This is a genomic window from Pantoea sp. B550 (assembly GCF_024158165.1).
In the GTDB taxonomy this organism is placed as follows: Bacteria; Pseudomonadota; Gammaproteobacteria; order Enterobacterales; family Enterobacteriaceae; genus Pantoea; species Pantoea alfalfae.
The window spans coordinates 43516-62303 of sequence record NZ_JAMYXI010000001.1 but is presented as its reverse complement, the minus strand read 5'-3'; the positions used below and the strand labels follow the sequence as shown (position 1 = coordinate 62303).

The 18788-nt window shown below is 55.3% G+C and carries 19 protein-coding genes; 8 read left to right on the top strand and 11 right to left on the bottom strand.

Features of this window, described 5'->3' with window-relative positions; all coding sequences use genetic code 11:
- Window positions 1–9 precede the first annotated feature (9 nt).
- Entirely contained in the window at window positions 10–978 is a 969-nt protein-coding gene (locus tag NIM72_RS00290; RefSeq protein WP_253417756.1) for a HesA/MoeB/ThiF family protein, read from the top strand.
- 9 nt (window positions 979–987) lie between these two features.
- On the opposite strand, the gene NIM72_RS00285 is transcribed toward NIM72_RS00290, so the two are convergent.
- Window positions 988–1401 (bottom strand): ASCH domain-containing protein, encoded by a 414-nt coding sequence (locus tag NIM72_RS00285; protein WP_161736149.1) that lies wholly within the window; start codon window positions 1399–1401, stop codon window positions 988–990.
- 223 nt (window positions 1402–1624) lie between these two features.
- The gene (locus NIM72_RS00280; protein WP_222925569.1) at window positions 1625–2167 is read right to left on the bottom strand and encodes a thioredoxin domain-containing protein; all 543 of its coding nucleotides are present in this window, start codon (window positions 2165–2167) and stop codon (window positions 1625–1627) included.
- 306 nt (window positions 2168–2473) lie between these two features.
- On the opposite strand from NIM72_RS00280, the gene NIM72_RS00275 reads away from it, so the two are divergent.
- The 6 genes from NIM72_RS00275 (at window position 2474) to NIM72_RS00250 (ending at window position 8882) form a co-directional block, all read left to right on the top strand.
- Window positions 2474–2743: a hypothetical protein gene (locus NIM72_RS00275; RefSeq protein WP_161736151.1), complete on the top strand. Its 270-nt coding sequence runs from the start codon at window positions 2474–2476 to the stop codon at window positions 2741–2743.
- Between the two features lie 410 nt (window positions 2744–3153).
- The gene (locus NIM72_RS00270; protein ID WP_253417754.1) at window positions 3154–3741 is read left to right on the top strand and encodes a fimbrial protein; all 588 of its coding nucleotides are present in this window, start codon (window positions 3154–3156) and stop codon (window positions 3739–3741) included.
- 54 nt (window positions 3742–3795) lie between these two features.
- Window positions 3796–4464, top strand: a complete 669-nt coding sequence (locus tag NIM72_RS00265; RefSeq protein ID WP_253417752.1) for a molecular chaperone — start codon at window positions 3796–3798, stop codon at window positions 4462–4464.
- Window positions 4465–4498: 34 nt separating this feature from the next.
- Window positions 4499–7039 carry a fimbria/pilus outer membrane usher protein gene (locus tag NIM72_RS00260; protein WP_253417750.1) on the top strand — a complete coding sequence of 847 codons (2541 nt, stop codon included), beginning with the start codon at window positions 4499–4501 and terminating at the stop codon, window positions 7037–7039.
- 16 nt (window positions 7040–7055) lie between these two features.
- Entirely contained in the window at window positions 7056–8165 is a 1110-nt protein-coding gene (locus tag NIM72_RS00255; RefSeq protein WP_222925830.1) for a fimbrial protein, read from the top strand.
- 189 nt (window positions 8166–8354) lie between these two features.
- Window positions 8355–8882 (top strand): sterol desaturase family protein, encoded by a 528-nt coding sequence (locus tag NIM72_RS00250; protein ID WP_161735401.1) that lies wholly within the window; start codon window positions 8355–8357, stop codon window positions 8880–8882.
- On the opposite strand, the gene crtB is transcribed toward NIM72_RS00250, so the two are convergent.
- From crtB to NIM72_RS00220, 6 genes are all read right to left on the bottom strand, one after another.
- Window positions 8821–9750 carry a 15-cis-phytoene synthase CrtB gene (gene crtB, locus NIM72_RS00245; protein WP_253417748.1) on the bottom strand — a complete coding sequence of 310 codons (930 nt, stop codon included), beginning with the start codon at window positions 9748–9750 and terminating at the stop codon, window positions 8821–8823. The two genes, NIM72_RS00250 and crtB, sit on opposite strands and share 62 nt — an antisense overlap.
- A complete protein-coding gene (locus tag NIM72_RS00240; RefSeq protein WP_161735405.1) occupies window positions 9747–11225 on the bottom strand; it encodes a phytoene desaturase in 1479 nt (492 codons plus the stop codon). Before NIM72_RS00240 ends, crtB begins: the two co-directional genes overlap by 4 nt.
- The gene (crtY, locus tag NIM72_RS00235) at window positions 11222–12382 is read right to left on the bottom strand and encodes a lycopene beta-cyclase CrtY (protein ID WP_161735407.1); all 1161 of its coding nucleotides are present in this window, start codon (window positions 12380–12382) and stop codon (window positions 11222–11224) included. Before crtY ends, NIM72_RS00240 begins: the two co-directional genes overlap by 4 nt.
- Entirely contained in the window at window positions 12369–13664 is a 1296-nt protein-coding gene (locus NIM72_RS00230; protein ID WP_222925828.1) for a glycosyltransferase, read from the bottom strand. The genes crtY and NIM72_RS00230 overlap by 14 nt, the downstream gene beginning before the upstream one ends.
- Window positions 13665–13673: 9 nt before the next feature.
- Window positions 13674–14582, bottom strand: a complete 909-nt coding sequence (locus tag NIM72_RS00225; protein ID WP_222925872.1) for a polyprenyl synthetase family protein — start codon at window positions 14580–14582, stop codon at window positions 13674–13676.
- A gap of 219 nt (window positions 14583–14801) precedes the next feature.
- On the bottom strand, window positions 14802–15332 hold the full coding sequence (locus tag NIM72_RS00220) for a YtfJ family protein (RefSeq protein WP_253417746.1): 531 nt from the start codon (window positions 15330–15332) through the stop codon (window positions 14802–14804).
- A 171-nt stretch (window positions 15333–15503) separates the two neighbouring features.
- On the opposite strand from NIM72_RS00220, the gene NIM72_RS00215 reads away from it, so the two are divergent.
- Complete coding sequence (locus NIM72_RS00215) at window positions 15504–15731, top strand: hypothetical protein (protein ID WP_161735411.1); 228 nt, start codon at window positions 15504–15506, stop codon at window positions 15729–15731.
- 42 nt (window positions 15732–15773) lie between these two features.
- Here NIM72_RS00215 and NIM72_RS00210 read toward each other — a convergent pair whose 3' ends face one another.
- From NIM72_RS00210 to NIM72_RS00200, 3 genes are all read right to left on the bottom strand, one after another.
- On the bottom strand, window positions 15774–16451 hold the full coding sequence (locus tag NIM72_RS00210; RefSeq protein WP_253417744.1) for a pirin family protein: 678 nt from the start codon (window positions 16449–16451) through the stop codon (window positions 15774–15776).
- A gap of 126 nt (window positions 16452–16577) precedes the next feature.
- A complete protein-coding gene (locus tag NIM72_RS00205; protein WP_253417742.1) occupies window positions 16578–18308 on the bottom strand; it encodes a DUF2534 family protein in 1731 nt (576 codons plus the stop codon).
- A gap of 45 nt (window positions 18309–18353) precedes the next feature.
- A complete protein-coding gene (locus tag NIM72_RS00200) occupies window positions 18354–18776 on the bottom strand; it encodes a DUF2946 domain-containing protein (RefSeq protein ID WP_253417740.1) in 423 nt (140 codons plus the stop codon).
- Window positions 18777–18788 lie beyond the last annotated feature (12 nt).

The following is an 18788-nucleotide window of genomic DNA, read 5'->3' as shown; positions in this document are numbered from 1 at the left end:
GGAGCAGCGATGACGCGTTATCAGCGACAGGCGATGCTGCCGGAGATTGGTGAAGCGGGGCAACAGCGCCTGAGCGGGGCAAGGGTGCTGGTAGTGGGTGCGGGCGGCCTTAGCGCGACGCTGCTGCCATTGCTGGCCGGAGCGGGCATCGGATTTATTCGTCTTTACGATGGCGATCGGGTCGAGCTGCACAACCTCCACCGGCAGACGCTGTTTGGCGTCGGGGATGTGGGCCAGCCGAAAGCAATCTGTGCTCAGCGCGAGCTGGCGCTGCGTAATCCTGACTGCCACGTTGAGGTACATCCTCAGATGTTGAGCGCCAGCCAACTGCCGCAGGCGCTGAAGGGGGTCGATCTGGTGGTGGATGCGGCGGATAACTTCGCCATCACCTATCAACTCTCCGACGCCTGCTCTCCGCGTGGTCTGCCGCTGATCTGCGCCTCGGTGCTGGGTCGCAAAGGCTATGTCGGCGGATTCTGCGGCGGTGCGCCTGGCTATCGTGCGCTCTTTCCTCAACTGCCGATAGCGTCGGGAAACTGCAATACGGCGGGCGTGATGGGGCCTGCGGTAGCGATGCTGGGTGCAATTCAGGCCCAGATGGTGCTGAGTGTGTTATTGAAACTGACGCCGTCGCCGCTCGGCTGCATGATTCACTGCGACTTTGTGGACTGGCACATCAGGCAATTTCGCTTTGATGATGCACCTGAACCCGACGTGCCGGGCATCCCGTTTATCGATAAGCTGATGCTCAGTGAGGACGATTGCATTGTGGAACTGCGCAGTCCCGAAGAAGCGCCGGTCAGTGTGGCCGGACGGGTGTTACGGATTTTGCCGCAGCAGATAGCAGCCTGGCAGCCGCCATCCGATCAGCGTGTGGTACTGGTGTGTGCCAGTGGCATGCGTGCAGCTCAGGCGGCTGAGAACCTCGCCGCGCGTGGTGTTACGCGTCTGGCGTTGATGGCGGCAAATACGCTGTAAGGTTCGGGTTTAGATCACCTCGACCAGCTGGAACGTTTCGAAGATCAGCTCCATTTCGCTGTGGAAATAGCCTTCACGTTCGAAGTAGCGCTGATGTTCCTGCCGCCAGTGGTCGAGGCTGAGATCGCCTTCGCCCTCCAGCATCGCCATCTCGGGCGTCACGCGATCAAAGCGCGTCAGGAACAGTCCGGTAGTGCGGATCACGCAGACGGGCCGTTTTTCGCCGTTCAGAACAATGGTGTAGCCGCCCGGCTGTGGCAGGACTTCCTGATCCTGCCAGCTCTGTAACGAACCGCAGGTGGCTACCTTTTTTCCGGCAATAATCAGCGTTGCCAGCTCGTTAGCTAATTCCGGGGAATCACCGAATGCATCTGTGAATGCACCCGGATATTTGTCCTGCAGTTGTTCCAGCGTCATCGACATCCGCAAATCCTTAATGAAAGAAGCGCCTGACCGGAATAAATGCAGGCCAGTGTCGCCGTTAAGATAAAGCAGCAGCGGTTTATATGCTGCTAAGCGCGTTACAGCTTACCCGGCCTGCTCATGGGAAAACAGGCTTAATTATCATGATATTGGGTTTTGGTGTGTGCTGGATCGCAAAGGAGAGGCATACTCTGGCGCGGCCAGCCACAGCCGCGCACAAAAACTAACGCATCAGAAAGCTCGCCCAGTGTTCAATGTCGTCACCGCTGCTGATGTCGGGCTGCACCAGACCATTCACCATAAAGGTCGGTGAAACGTGGATACCATTCTGGCGGGCATATTTGCAGTGCCATTTAATCGCGTTCTGCAGATCGGGCTGATCAAACGCGGCGCTGGCATCCACGCCGCTGTACTCCCTGAGGCGGGCCAGAATCTGGTTCGGCGTTGCATCGCGATTCGGGCCGGTACAGTGATCGGTGAACTCAAACTCTTCACGATGATCGGCGACTGCCTGCATTACCTTCTTTGCCGCCTCTTTACTTTCGCTGGCGGCGGCAAGGATGTAACGCACAATCACGCCGGAATAGAGGTGCCACGGCTGTGATTGCAGGCGAATCTTCAGGGTCATCTTCTCTTCACCCACATGCGCCAGTAACGCGTCAAATTTATTGAACGCGCGTACCGAAAAAGGGCAGGTGGGTTCCAGAAAGACTTCAAAGATTGCGGGACCGTGGCCCCAGATCAGGACATCAGCATGCTGACTCATCGAAAACTCCTTTAAGATAAACGGAACGGAAAGTGTCCTTACCCTGGCAAATCCTCATCGCATCAGCCAGTTGAGAATCAGCCGTAATTGTTACAAAAAACAGCAATCAGCGGCTGAGACGCGCGTAACAGGCGACAGCAAGGGCCATTAATCGTTAGAATTATCGGCTTTGGCATTCTCAACTGCTGGCCCTGCAACGCAGCTATAGTTATCTGCAGAATTTGCTCGCCCGAATGAGAAAGTCAGTTCTGTTAACTGTATGCTAATCGTCTGCCTGGGGCCGATAAGCGTTAGAAGAGGTTAATTTTGCATACCGATCTTACCTGGAAAATTCTCCATCGCGTTATTAACAAGACAATCTCTGACATGCTGGATGATCAGCAGAGTATTGACGTGTTATCACTGCGCGCCCGGCTGCATGAGCTGGCTGAAAAAGAGGAGGATGAGGTCATGGTGCTCTGTTACTGGCAGGCAAGTAAAATTCTGCTTCGACTCCCCACCACTGTAACAGCCAGTCAACTGATGGTTGCCGCACGGCAAGCTTTTCGCACGCCGATGGATCACGATCTGCTTTAAGTTGCACTGGCTTGCTATTTCATCGTAATGAATAATTGTTGCAGGCTATTGTTGAGCGACACGTATGTGCTGCTGGCGAAAAAGATATTCCCATTCTGGAACCTATAAATAATTAAAGTAAATATAAAGGGCTGTATAGGTGAATGTGTTATTAAAAAGGGATGTTTAACCGGCTGACTAATCCTTTTCTTAAATTACCGGAAATTGATCCAGAACATGAAAAGCGTTTAATGGATTATTTGGGAATGTAACGAAACGACCTGTTTATCTTTTATATAGCTGCACAGCGCTAATATAGTCCCAACATAATAAACACCGGGTTGTTATGTTGGCGCATTTTATAAATGCATATTTATCCATCAGGTGGCTGATCCCAGCCGCTTTGCATGTATTGAAAAGAGACAGGTTTGATGAATATCAGAAAACGTATTCTGCCAGTGGCACTGGCTGGCCTTATGATTTCCGGATCGGCATTAGCCGCAGCTGACGGCCCATCACCCATTGTGCCTAATCCGGGAACCGCCGCCGGTACTCAGGGTGCAGGTGGCGAAGTGAAATTTACCGGTGAAATTACCGATGTTTCCTGTGACGTTTCAACTGCCAGTAAAAATCAGAGCGTTGATTTAGGTAAGTGGGCGAAATCTTATTTCGAAAGCCGCAGCGAAACCACCGAAACCCCTTTCACTATTTCAGTCAAAGACTGCCCGGCATCGGTCACTAAAGTGGCCGTGCTGTTCGATGGCGATAAAGATAGCGGCGACAATACCCTGCTGAAAGTGACTGACGGTGGCGCAACTGGCGTGGGCATCAAACTCTACGAAGCTGACCGCAGCACACCGATTGCTATCGGTACCATTTCCAAAGCGGTCAACGTGGTTAAGTCTTCAGATGGGGGATCTGCCGACCTGAATTTCTTTGCCGATTATAAAAGTGATGGTGCTGAAATTGCAGTCGGTCCCGCCAACTCAGTTTCAAATTTTGTAATGGTTTATAACTGATTAAAAGCAGGGGCAACCCTGCTTCCCTCCTGAATATCAACGGCGTAAATGACTATGTTTAAAGTAATAAGAATTATTTCGCTTTTCTCTGCGTGTATGCTGAGCATGGCTGCTCATGCAGGTGTTGTGATGGGAGGGACGCGTATTATTTTTGTTGAAGGAAAAAAGGAGGCAGCGCTTTCTGTCACTAATCAGGATGAAACTATCCCCTACCTGATTGAATCCTGGATAGAGAATTTTAATTCAGATGATCACGCCCGCGTGCCTTTTATTGTCACGCCACCACTCTTCCGCCTCGATGCGGGAAAAGAGAATCTGTTAAGGATTAATTATCTGGGAATGCCCCTGCCGAAAGATCGTGAATCGGTATTCTGGCTCAATGTGAAATCTATTTCGCCTGCGCCACGCGATAAAAGCAACCAGCTGCAGGTTAATATCAAATCGAAATTTAAACTTTTTTATCGGCCCAAAGGCCTGGCGGGAAATCCGGCTGATGCCTGGCAACAACTCTCGTTTCGCCATGAAGGCAGGCAGCTGATTGCACATAACCCAACCCCTTACTTTGTCTCTTTTTATTCGATAAGCGTTAATCATCACGCCATTCAGGATCCTGGCATGATTGGCCCGGGTGAAGATCGTCAGTGGAACGTCGCTGATTCAGGCGCAGTGACATGGTCGGCCATTAATGATTTTGGCGGCATCACTGAACAACGTACGCGTTAGTCATTTATTTTGATTTGAATCCGGGGCATCAACAGTGAAAGTCACTCAACAGGCCAATACAGAGAAGAAAAAGCACGCGAAACCGCTTTACGCCTCCTCCTGGCTTGCAGGCGTTCCAGGTCTGATGCTGCTTATGTTCTGCCCGCTGCGTGGTGCGCGTGCGGATGACTACTTTAATCCGGCGGCGCTGGAATTTTCATCCGATCAGCATAACGCCGCCGATCTCCACTATTTCGCCCATGAAGGCGGCCAGCAACCGGGTACCTATCATGTCACGCTGCTGCTCAACAACCGGATGATTAATAGCCGCGATGTCACTTTTGTGCAGGGCAGAAACGGGCTTGTTCCGCAACTGACGGCGGAAGAACTTTCAGCGATTGGTGTCAACGTAAACGGCTTCTCTGCGTTCAGAAATCTGAAGAAAGATAAGACGGTTGAGGAGCTGGGTGATTTCATACCCGATGCTGCGGCCAACTTTGATTTCGCGCACCAGCAGTTAAATCTTTCCATTCCCCAGATTGCCCTGAAAATAAAAGATCGCGATTATGTCGATCCTTCGCGCTGGGATGAGGGTGTATCGGCCGCTTTTGTAAATTATAACCTCACCGGAAGCAGCAGCCGTAATGAAAGCGACCGCTGGAATTCAACGCTGCTCAGCCTGCGCAGTGGGGCCAATCTTGGCGCATGGCGACTGCGTAACACGGCCACCTGGCGCTGTGATCTGGTCAGTCACTGGCAATCCCAGACTACTTATCTGGAGCGGGATCTTAAGACACTGAAAAGCCAGTTCAGGGTCGGAGATACCTACACCTCTGGCGACGTTTTTGACAGCGTGCAGTTTCGCGGTGTGCAGATCATGTCTGATGACACCATGCTTCCCGAGAGTCAGCGTGGTTTTGCCCCGGTGATACACGGCATCGCCCACAGCAATGCGCGGGTCACGGTGAGTCAGCATGGCTACGTGATTTATGAAACTGTAGTCGCACCGGGCGCATTCGAAATCAAAGATCTCTATCCCACGGCGCAGAGCGGTGATCTCGATATCACTATCCATGAAAGCGATGGCACGGTGCGAACCTTCACCCAGCCCTACTCGGCGGTGCCCTATATGCTGCGTGAGGGGCATATGAAGTACAGCGTCAGCGGCGGTCGTTATCATTACTCAGGCAGCAACAATCTACGTTCACCTGAATTTGTGCAGTCCACACTGTTTTACGGACTGCCGCATGACTTTACCGCCTTTGGTGGCGTTCAGATGGCGCAGAATTATCACGCTGTGGCGATCGGTCTGGGTAAAAGTCTTGGCGATTTTGGCTCGCTGGGAACCGATGTTACCGTGGCTAAAACCCGTTTAGCGCAAGGCCAGAGCAGCAGTGGTCAGTCAGTCCGCGCGCAGTATCAGAAAAATTTCGCCTCCACCAATACGACTTTCAGCATGGCGAGCTATCGCTACTCCTCCAGTGGTTTCTATGCCTTCAGCGAAGCCAATGCGATGACCAGCCCGACCCGCTACGTGGCTAACAAACGCAGTCGGTCAGAAATAATGGTCTCTCAGGAAATGGGTGACTACGGCAGCCTTAGCGCCTCTGCCTATGTGCAGCGCTACTGGCGTTCAAAGAGTGAAGATCGCACCCTGCATCTGGGTTTTTACAGCAATTACAAAGCCATTTCCTGGGGCATCGCCTGGTTTTACACCGACTCGACCAGCGTCCGTAAGGCTGACCGCGCGGTCTCTTTTAATGTCTCTGTTCCCTTCATCGCGCTGCTGCCAGACAGCTCCGTCAGCTACAGCATGAACTCCGGCAATGATGGGAATGTTTCGCAGCAGGTCAGCCTGTCGGGTAGCGCGTTACAGGACAACAACCTGCATTACAACCTGCAGCAGGGCCACAACAGCCAGGGACAAAATCTGAACAGCAACGGCTCGCTGGACTATCGTGGCAGTCGCGGCAGCCTCAGTGCTGGGGTCAGTCATGATCGCCACAGCACTCAGTTTAACTATGGTCTCTCGGGCGGCATCGTCGCACATGCACACGGCATTACGCTGAGCCAGCCGCTGGGCGACACCTTCGCGATTGTGCGTGTGCCGGGTACGGCCGATGTGGGCATTCAGAGCAGCAGCAATGTGGTCACCGATGGTCGCGGCTATGCGATTGTGCCGTCACTTTCGCCTTATCATGAAAATGCCATCGAACTGGAAACGGATACGCTGCCCGACAATGTTGACGTCGAACTGGATGGTCAAACGGCTATCCCGACACGCGGCGCGATTGTGATGACCGACTATGCCACCCACGTGGGTAATCGGGTGCTGTTCACGCTTAGCTGGCAGGATGCCTTCCCACCTTTCGGGGCGACGGGGCAGATCGCGCTCGCCGAAGAGGGAAAAAACAGCAGCACCAGCGGCATCGTCGCTGAAAAAGGCGAACTCTATCTGAGTGGTGTACCCGCCCAGGGTGTTATCGAGGTGAAATGGCAGGAAGAGGGGGGGGAGAAAAGCTGCCGCGCGCCGTTCCGCCTGCCTGCCGCCAGCGGCACCAATCCGGTCAGACTCGTCTCTGCGGTTTGCCAGTAATTCACAGGAATGTAAGATGAAATCAGTTCTGCGTTTAGCGAAAGGGATGATGCTGATTATCCCGACATTATGTGCTTTACCTGCACTGGGACAGGAGTCCTGTCAGGGCGTCAGCCAGGTGGTCGTGCAGGTGCATAACGTCAACTATGTGCCGGGCGCAGCCGATGGCACCCCCATCTCGGCGCAGATGCCCCTGCAAAGCAGCAATGCTTTTACATGCAATAAAAACAGCGGTGAGCAGGGCTATAACTACAAAGATATGGGGTTTGAGATTAATGCTGAAGAGTCCGGCTTACAGACCAATATCGCGGGCGGGCACAATACGCCGATATACCGTGTTCCAGGCGTTGAGAGCATCGGGTTCGCTATTGGTTTCAAGGAGCCGTCTTATTGCGGTGGCGGTTTCGCTGATACCACCGGTAAAGGTAAAACCAGCTCGATCTGCAACTCCCAGACCAGCCCACAGTTAAATTCTGCCCACGACATAACCCTTCAGTCCTATGTGGTGTTCTATAAAATTCCCGGACAGCGCTCGCCGCTTAACCCTGGCGATCAACCCGCATCTGTCGGTGAGGTGAACATTGGCAATGCCAGCCTGAAGGTCGGGGACAGTGCAGCCAGCAGCCAGCCAATCAACGACAAGCCGCAAATATTCCTCTCCAGCTTTACCGTGCAGTATGGCAGCTGTTCTGTGGTCGCCTCCCAGTCCGCTATTAATGTGGACATGGGAAAGGTGAGTAAGACGGAATTCACCGGTATCGGCAGCCGGGCAGGAAGCGAGAAGCGCTTCCGGATTCAGGTGATGTGTGAGCACAGTGCAGCCGTAAAAGTCGGTTTCTTTGGTATGGCTACATCAGGTGATAAAGATGCCATCAGCCTGACGCCTCAGAGCAACTCAGCATCCGGTGTAGGCATTGCGCTGACTTATGGACCCGGCCTGCAGGTCCCGGAAGGTCAGCGCGTGCCGCTGAATGTCTCAACCGATCAGCTGCCGGTGCTGACGACAGTTTCTTCTCCCAATCAGGCGGCGTCGATGACGTTTAACGCGCAATATATTCAGACTGGCGGGCAGGTGATGGCGGGAAAAGCGGACGGCACGGTGACGTTCAATCTCGTTTATAATTAACAGGCACAGGCTGTGCATCACTGACGAATGCTGCGTGATGCTGGCTGCATGTGTCATCAGCCCTGCGCATTACGCCCCGTCTCCTGCAGCAATTGTTAAAACCCGCTAACCATGACCCGCGGTTTTCCCTAATCTCTGTTAAAATTATTCCTCTGTACCACTTTGCAGGATGCATGTTCGGGAGAAGCTATGTTGTGGATTTGGAATGCCCTGATTGTTCTGGTCACCGTTATCGGCATGGAGATAACGGCTGCGCTGGCGCACAAATACATCATGCATGGCTGGGGTTGGGGCTGGCACCTGTCACATCATGAACCACATAAGGGCTGGTTCGAGGTTAACGACCTCTATGCGGTGGTGTTCGCGGGCCTGTCGATTTTACTTATTTATCTGGGCAGCACAGGCATCTGGCCGCTACAGTGGATCGGTGCAGGGATGACGCTTTACGGTCTGCTCTATTTTATCGTGCATGACGGGCTGGTCCATCAGCGCTGGCCATTCCGCTATGTGCCGCGCCGGGGTTATCTGCGCCGGCTTTACATGGCGCACCGACTGCATCATGCGGTACGGGGTAAGGAAGATTGTGTCTCATTTGGTTTTCTCTATGCGCCGCCGCTGTCAAAACTGCAGGCGACGCTCAGGGAACGTCACGGCGTTAAACGGGGCGCTGCCAGAGGTAAGCAGGGCGTGGAGCAGGACGTCCCATCCGGGAAGTAACTGCCTGACCGGATGCTGCCACCAGCATGGCCAGTTTCTCTGGCGTGCTGGTGGACTGACGTTGATCCCACGCTTGTGCACCCGCTTCGACTACTTTCATACCGATCTTACGATAAACCTGTTTTGCCGTCGCAATGGCCCACGCTGAACGCAGCGGTAAACCGGGCAACCCCGCCGATGCCGATCGATAATAAGGTTCTGCCGTCTCCACCAGTCGGCGGGCAACGCGGCTGACGGCCTGGCGATGGCGCGGGTCCGCCAGCGCCTCCCGCGTCAGCCCCTCTTCTGCCAGCCACTCAGCGGGCAGATAACAGCGTCCCGCTTCAGCATCTTCAACAATATCGCGGGCAATATTGGTTAGCTGAAAGGCCAGACCGAGATCGCAGGCGCGATCGAGCGTGGCGTTGTCGCGCACGCCCATAATCTGCGCCATCATCAGACCCACCACGCCCGCCACGTGATAGCAGTAGCGCAGCGTATCGTCCAGCGTCTGATAGCGGGTCTCATGGACATCCATCGCAAAGCCCGCCAGGTGATCAAAAGCGTAAGCAGGCAGAATATCGTGCGCCATCGCTACCTCCTGAAAGGCGGCAAAGGCAGGCTCATGCATCTGCGATCCGGCATAGGCCTGACGGGTTTTCATCTCCAGCTGCGCCAGGCGCTGTTCAGCAGATTGCAGTGACGGCGTATCGTTGCTGAATCCCAGCACCTGATCGTCAATCACATCATCACAGTGACGACACCATGAGTAGAGCATTAGCACACTGCGTCGGGTTTTGGCATCAAACAGTTTCGATGCCGTGGCAAAGCTTTTCGAGCCCACTTCCATGGTTTCAACGGCATGATCGAGCAGTGACGGACTATTCAAGCCAGATCCTCCAGCATCAATCCTGCGGTGGCTTTGGCCGAACCAATCACTCCTGGGATGCCCGCGCCAGGATGGGTGCCCGCGCCGACCAGGTAAAGATTTTTAATGGTCTTATCGCGGTTATGGGGCCGGAACCAGGCACTTTGCGTCAGAATCGGCTCGACCGAGAATGCCGAGCCCTGATACGCATTCAATTCATCGCGGAAATTAAACGGCGTGAACATGCGATGCGTCACCAGCTGGCTGCGCAGGCCTGGCATGTAGTGCTGTTCCAGATAGTCGAAGATGCGATCGCGCAGGCGAGGACCTTCCACGGCCCAGTCGATATCGGCGGTGCCGAGGTGCGGCACCGGTGCCAGCACGTAATAACTGCCGCAGCCTTCGGGTGCCAGTGACGGATCGGTCACGCAGGGCGCGTGAAGGTAAAGCGAGAAGTCCTCTGCGAGGGCGTCTTTATTAAAGATCTCATCAATCAATTCACGATAGCGCGGACCAAAGCAGACTGTGTGGTGCGCGAGCTGATCGTGATGATGATTCAGGCCAAAATAGAGCACAAACAGCGAGTTGCTCATGCGCTTGTTCTGCAGGGATTTTCCCCTGGCCACAGCGGCGGGATGCTGACTCAGCAGTTCGCGGTAGGTATGAACCACGTCAGCGTTAGAGGCAACCGCGCGGGTCGGGAAGACCCGGCCATCATCCAGATGCACGGCGATGATTTTATTTTCCTGCGTCTCCAGCCGGGCAACGCTGGCATTCAGCTCCACTTCGCCGCCCAGATCCTGAAACAGCTTCACCATGCCCTGTACCAGGGCGCCTGTGCCACCACGCGGGAACCAGACGCCCCATTCACGTTCCAGCGCATGAATCAGGGTATAGATTGACGAGGTGGCAAATGGATTTCCGCCTACCAGCAGCGAGTGAAAAGAGAACGCCTGACGCAGATGCTCATCTTCAATATAGCTCGCCACTTTGCTGTAGACGCTGCGCCACGCCTGCAGTTTTGCCAGCTGAGGGGCGGCGCGCAGCATGTCCCGGAATGACAGAAATGGCACGGTGCCGAGCTTGAGATAACCTTCTGCAAACACCGCACGGGAATAGGCCAGAAAGCGACGATAGCCTTCTACGTCACGCGGATTAAATGCGCTGATTTGCGCTTCCAGCGCGGGCTGATCGTTGTCATAACTGAAGACTTTGCCGGACTCCCAGCAGAGGCGATAAAAAGGCTTCACCGGCAGCAGTTCGACATAGTCAGAGAGTTTTTTACCTGCCAGGGTGAAGAGCTCTTCAATAGCGCTGGGATCAGTAATCACCGTGGGGCCGGCATCAAAGGTAAAGCCCTGATCCTCGTAAACATAGGCGCGGCCGCCGGGTTTATCACGCTGCTCCAGCAGCCGCGTAGGGATCCCTGACGCCTGAAGGCGAATGGCCAGCGCGAGACCACCAAAGCCTGCACCAATTACTGTCGTTCTGTTCATTGCATCGCCTGTTGACGGTGAGGAGTCATAATAGCCTGTAGCGCAGCCAGTACGGGAACCGGCGGCTTGCCGCTTAAGATGCGCAGCCGATCAGACACAGTGAGTTTTCCCGCATAAAAACGGGCAATCAGACCTTCGGGGAGGCCGTAAAATCGTTGCATAACCTGCCAGCGCTGGTCTGCCGGACCCGCCAGAAACAGCATCCGGTTTAGCATGCGGAAGAAGCGCTGCTGCTGCCAGGAATGACTGGCAAACTGCTGAATGGTGGCGTGCAGGGTCTCAGAAGTGAACGACTGCATCTGCGCCAGCCGGTCAGCCAGCGCGACCGCCAGCGGCAGCGAATAGCCGGTGGTAGGATGGAATAACCCGGCACGCAGGCCGCTGCAGGGCAGATCGCGTTTCTGCCAGAAGGCGTCCACGTCGCCGGTCAGCGTAATCGGCAACGCGCCCTGTTCTTCACGCAATAGCTGCTTTAACTGCCAGCCCTGCTGAGCAGCATAGTCACGGATATTCTGACGGGCGCGATCGCCTCCCAGCGTGGCGTTATCAATATAGTGGGTATCTTCAATCAGCAGCGTATCCGCCGAAAAGGGCAGGCTGTAGACAAAGCGATAGCCTGACTGCTGATCCACGGTCGCGTCCATAATGACTGGTGCGGTCAGGCCGTGGGGCGCACTGAGCTGCCACTCCTGACCCACAAACGCCTGGAAGCCCATGCGCAGCGCATCATCGGGCTGATAGCCGCGTCCATCGATCACCGCGTCAGTTTCCAGCACCCGACCATCCTCCAGCGTGACAAGGCGTGAAGCGATGCTCGCCACGCGGGTATTCAGCAGCAGATCCGGCGCAAACCGATCGCGGATCACCTGCGCGAAACGCGCTGCGGTCACACAAAAATAGCCACTGTTCAGGTTGCGACTGCGTTGCGGAAAGCGCACCTCATAACCGGGCCAGTGATGAACCACCAGCGGAGCAATCCAGTGATGCTGCGTGTCAGTGAGATCCTCCGCATGAAACGACCAGGTATGATGCGCGCCAGGCTCACTTTCTGCATCAATCAGCAGCATACGCAGTGACGGACGCTGCTGGCGCAGGCGCAGAGCAATCAGCCCGTTAGCCAGCCCCGCGCCCACCAGAATCAGATCATACCGCGACATAATCTCTCCTGTGGAGTACCGGCTTGCGGGTCTGCATCGCCTGTTCGACAATATCCGCTGCGAGGGTGGTGCCGCCCGCCTGACAGAGCGCAGTGCGCAGCGTTTTCATCTGCTGGCCGTAGCTTTCATCAGCCAGCAAAGTCTGAAGCTGACGGGCCATTGAGTGGCTGGTAGTGAAGCGTGACGCGCGACGCCCTATACCGTGACAGACCACTCTGGCCGCGACGCCCGGCTGGTCAAAGGCCAGGGGAATCGCCAGCATTGGCGTCAGATAGTTAACAGCATCCAGTACCGTATTCATGCCGCCGTGCGTTATCGCCAGATCGGCCTGCGCCAGTGCGGCAGCCTGATCGGCAAAATCGACCACCTGAACATGGCTGGACTGCGCCAGTTTTTCCGCCTGAAACGGTGACAGACGACCACAATGCGCCAGCAGCAACTGCGCGTCGATCTCATGACAGGCGCGAACAATGGTTTTAAACAGGCCGTAGCGGTGCCCCTGCAGCGTGCCAAGTGAAGCAAAAATGCGTGGTCTGTCGCCATGTGGGAAATAACGTGGCTGCGACGCGGCAGGCGCTGTTACCGCTGCACGCAGCGGACCGACCGAATGAAAATGGTCGGGCAGCGCCTGGCGGGGAAAATCGAGTTCCGGCAACAGCTGGCTGATCTGCGCAAGGGGTGAAAAGCAGTGATGCAGCTTTTCCCGTGGTGCTAATCCCATCGCATGGGCGTTACGGGCGATAACGCGATCGTGACGGCGCATCAGCCAGTCATAGATCTTTTCACTCGCGCGATAGCGTTCGCGTGCCTGGTCGGTGTTAGCATAGTCAAACGGCATCACGGCCAGCGGAAAATGGGGTTCACGGTTAAGTGGCAGCGCACAGGCCACAGAGACGTAGGGCAGGTTCAGAGACTCTGCCGCCAGCGCACCGGCTGGCTCCATCTGATCGACGATCACGCCATCAATTGCCAGCGTGTTCAGCACCACCGGCAGTTCACGGCAGAGCATCTCTGTGCTGCGGGCCATCTCATTGATTAATTTAAGCATTGATGGGCCAAGAGGATGCGCCGCCAGCTGAAGGGTATGCGCCAGACTGCCTGCCGGATGCGAGGCGAGACCCAGCGGGAAAAACCCTATCCGGCTGTCAGTAAGTAGTGCGCTGACATCCGTCTGCTGGATAAAGGTAATCTGGTGTCCGCGTGCGATTAAGGCCTGGCTCAGATGCGTAAGCGCCTGCACATGGCTATAGAAGGGCGGTGCAATGACCGCGAAGTGACTCATGCAGCATCCTTAACTGACGGCAGCGAGTTTTTTCTCAAACCAGGCCTGAACAAAATGATGAGTGGCATAACCGTCCTGGCAGGCCGAAAGCAGATGCTCACTGGCACAGCGCAGATGATCGCGCAGTCGCGTTTCAACCGCCTGAGGCCCCAGCAGATTGACCAGCGTCGATTTCCCCTCATCCTGATGGGCATCTTTGCCGGTATCCGCCATGCCGTCAGTGAGATCGTCCAGCAGCTGAAAGGCCTGACCGAGATTAAGCGAGAAGCGGTGTAGCTGTTCGCGCGCCTCTTTTGGCGTTTCCGCCACAATAGAGGCCATCTGCATAGAGGCGCAGAACAGGGTGCTGGTTTTGTAGTGATTGGTCATCAGAATGGCGTCGGCACTGCGTGGCTTGTCACCTTCTGAAAGATCCTTGAACTGACCCTGCACCAGACCCTGCATGCCGACAGCGTGAGATAGCTCCGCGACCGCATCAGCTCTGGCAGCTGCCGTTAAGCCTTCAGCCATTGCAACCACGCCAAAAGCCTTACTCAGCAGCGCCACTGCGGCCAGAATCGCGACATGTTCACCATACTGGCAGTGAATGGTCGGACGTCCGCGACGCAACTGCGCATCATCCATGCAGGGCATGTCATCCAGAATCAGGGAGGCGGCGTGCACCATCTCAACCGCGCAGGCGAGATCAAGCAGCCCGGCAGGGGTGGCGCTACAGCCGAGATCGCGCGCGGCCAGCAGCAGCAGCAGCGGGCGGATACGCTTTCCCGGTGCCAGCGCACCCTCGCGCATTGCCTCGCCAACTAAATCACGTTCACTCTCCACCGGTAAAAGCTGATCAAGCCGCTGCTCAATGTCGTTCAACAGGGTGGCTGCATCACTATGGCTGAAATTGACGTGTTGTTCTGCACAGACCGTCATCATGGCTGTCCTTATCTACAGAGGAAGTCACAGCAGGTCGAAATGATTCGATGCCATCTTCAATAATCGTCCCCGACTGCCACAGCATAGTTGGCAGGTTTTCAAAGAACGGCGGGTAAATCCATTACAACTAAGCGTAGCTCACAGTGATAAAATTGTCGGCGAATTCAGCAGCATTCCGCGTTTTAACGCACCGTCCTGACCACTATATTGCCTGAATCAGCCCAGTAATGCGCGCAGCGCTTTCATCACGCTGGTGACATCCTCATCCGATAATGCGCCATCTTTAGCGAAGCGTACAATCCCTTCCCGATCAATCACCACGACAGACGCGCTTTCCGGCTGAAGATGCCAGCTATGCGCAGTGACGCCACTGCTGTCGATAATAAATTGCTGCCAGGGTACTGCTTTTTTGCTGGAGGCGATGCTGCGCACCACAAAAATGGCACTGCCGGGCAGGGCATCGTCCGTATTTACGATGGTGGTAGTCTGGAAGCGGTCACGCGGCAGTTGGGCCTGCTGAATGGCTTTAATTAAGGAGGCACTCTGATCTTTCGCAGAAAGCCGGCCAGCAACATGAATCACCAGACGCACTTTTCCGGTCAGTGTCTGACTGTTCCAGCGCTGATAATCGATGTCACCCTGGTTCAGCACCATTTCGCCTTTGTCGGCAATGTAGACCGGCGGGACAGGCTGACCGGGTGTCAGGGTATGAGCAGCTGTAAAGCCGGAAAACAGCAGGGCTATCATCAATCCATAATGGCGCACGGGGTCCTCACTTCTTTTCGTTTTACGGCAGGCGAGGCGAGCTATCTCATCAGCAGGCAGAAGATTAGTACCATATCTATGTTTCAGATCAATAAAAGCATTAAAGATTTGGGCTGAAAATGCAGGGAATATTTTGTTAGCAGGAGGTGGAATATGAGCACTGCACTGATGACCTTACCTGAGTTTGCCCGCTACATTGGCATCACTACGGCGACGCTGGCGCGCGCCTTTTGCTGCCGGGGATCGCTGGCCGGCGTGCCGCTGCCGCAGGCACTGGATGATGCACCGCTGACACAACGCCACTGGCTACGCGACGATGTACGTCAGTTTGATCATGTCTATAAGCGGGTGCAGGCGATGCAGCAACGTAAAACGCTTTAAATCGCCCATCAAAAGAAAAGCGCGGGATTATCCCGCGCTTTGTTATGCAACATTATCAGGCTTCACCAGGAAGCAGACCAGATTGGCATCCCGATCGCCGGTAACCTCCATGCTGCTATCCAGCTCACTCACCGCATCGCCGCGACTGAGTCGCTGATCGCCGATGCGAATAATTCCTTCCAGCACGATGAGATAAGCCACAAAGCCCGGCATCGAGGGCACGTCCACCGTCTGGTTACGCTCCAGCAGCGTATCGTAGATATAGACTTCCTGGCGCAATTCCAGCGGGGCATCAGACTCTTCCGGCCCGGCCAGTTCGGTCCAGCCGTTAGTCATAATGCCCTGATCGCGCTCCAGCACCTGAGTCATCGCTTCACCGCCCGGCAGTGAAGGCCGGATAACGGCCTGCAACAGTTCCGCTTCATACAGCGGCACTGATTCTTCGTACTGAACACCCTCACCGGCATTCACCACCATTACCTTTTTCGCAGAGAGCTGAGTACGCTCGCCGTTGCTGTCCTGATGCTGCATTGAACCGCGCCACAGGTAGGTGAACACTTCTTCGTCCTGATGCTGCTGCATCGGGATCCGGGCATCCAGTTTCAGCGACATCAGGTCAACAATGAGCAACGGGCTAAGCGCCTCGCCAGGCCGCTGACGACGAACGGTAAAAGGACCGTACTCAAAGAGTTGTTCAGAATTAGCTCGCACAATATTCATGATGAGTTCTCAGATAAAGGAAGGCATAACAACGATCATAGACCTCAGGCGCAGAATGAGAAGCCGGATGATTTGCCCGGCTTCGTCAGTTATTTTGAATAAAAAATAACGCGGTGTGTCATCTGCTCATTTGCCCTGTTCGTCGCTCTCACCCAGGAAGAAATACCAGAGTGGGATCGACAATAGCCCGGTAAAGACCGTGGAGTAGAGCAGGATCATCATCGCCTGGGTGATATACATGGTCAGTGACCAGTGGCTGAAAGGGATCTGATACTGGTCAATCACGCCGCCAATCATCGCATTCGCCATCACTGAAATCACAATCAGCGCCAGCACCGTGACGCTGCGGAGAAAATAGCGCATCTCTTTGCGCTTTCCGGCGAAGCGTGACTGGACGATAGCCAGCGGCGACTGCTTATCTGGCGCAATTTCTTCCCGGATGACCGACGCACCCTGCGCGCTGCGCCAGCGCTGAATATCCAGCAGGATCAGCACAACCAGGCTGATGCCCATAACAGGCAGCGCATAACCCAGCGCCAGCGTCACTATCAGGCTGGTGCCCTGTGCATAGCGCGGCAGTGCAAGCCAGGCGGACAACAGCGTCTGCGATGGGCTGAGCTGGGGAACCGCCGGGCGGCGAATCCACCACATGCGGTAGCCCAGCACTATCATCGCACAGAGTCCAAAGCCGAACAGGGCCAGAATCAGTTGGTTAGGCAGACCAAACAGTACCCCCATATGCGCATCCACGCCCCAGCGGGTCAGTTTTGCCACCAGCGGGAAGCTGGCGAATTCAACGCGGTCGACCACGCTGAAATCAGCCGGATTGATTGAAACCGCATCAACCTGACTTGGCCAGCTGCGATCAATCTCCGAAACTGTCCAGGCCTGTTCTGCGTTCTTAGGCTGACGCAGCTCCAGTTTCGCGGCGTGCAGTCCGGCCTGACGTGCTGCTGCCAGTGCCTGATCCCAGCTGGCATTCGGTTGATTGAGAACCACTGGCGCGGCGATTCTGGCTGGCATGGTCATGCCGGACATCGTCATGCCTTCCATCGCACCGCGATGGTCAGCATGCGGATCGGCTGCTTCGGCGGGTGCGTCACCGTTCAGTGCGGTATTAACCTGCGGCGTTTTCCAGCCAAAGTCGCTGCGCATCTTTTCGATATTGTTGCCTGCCCACTGTGACCAGGTCAGTCCCGTTACCGAAAAGAACACCAGCCCGATAGCCAGCAGCAGACCCAGCGTAACGTGCCAGTGACGCGTTGCCGCAAATCCGCTGCGCACTTTCTTACGGGTACGTGATGGCCGGGTGCCGGACCATAAGATGATCCCACCCAGCGCAGCGACCCACAGCCATGAGGCTGCCAGCTCGCTGTAGTTACGGCCAAAATCGCCGAGCAGCAGGCCGCGATGCAGCTGATCCAGCCACATGCGCAGCGGCAACACACCGCTGGTGCCATACACCGTCATATCGCCTTTCACCTGCAGAGTGTAGGGATCGATAAACAGCGATCGTGATTCCGATGGGCCAAGCTGAGGCTCAGCAAACTGCACGCGGGTTGTATCATGCGGACCCGGTGCGGGACGCACGGCGTAGATACGTGCAGACTCACCCGCACGCGCACGTGCGGCGGCAATCTGGGCTGACAACGGCTGTGCCTGGCCCTGTGCATCGGTGGTCAGGGCATCGTGATAGATAGCCTGTTCCAGCTGCGGCGTCAGAACGTAGAGCGTGCCGGTGAGCGCGGCGACAAAAATGAACGGTGCGATAAACAGACCGATATAAAAATGCAGGCGGCGAAACAGATTAAACAGCGTGCCGCGCGGTGCAGGGATAATTTCCTGAGAAGAGGACATAGCATTCCACACTTTTCAAAAGACAAAGGCGATTGGGTGACGTTGTCACGCAATCGAATCAGAAAGCAGTGAGTGTGACGTGAAAGCGGGCGGCGCTCGTGGTCGGTGGAGACGCAACATCCATCGCCACGGAGGCGGATTAATCGCAAAGGGCGGCGGGGTGCGGCTGATCAGGCTCATCCACCAGATGAACGGGATAAAGACCCAGAGCATCAGCGGCACATGCACCAGTAAATCGCAGTAACCACAGGCAAAACCAGGATCCATCATCATCCCATGGTCCGCCATTGACATCATTTCGCTGTGATGATGCATCATCGGCATCTCTGCGCTCATAGCGGAGACACGCTGCATTGTGGCGTGATGCTCAGCCAGATTCTTTGAAATCATCGGGGCGACAAACAACAGCAGCACGGCCAGTATCGCAATACCGGCAGTGAGTCGATGTCTGAGTGAAGATTTCTGCATGATTGTAACGGG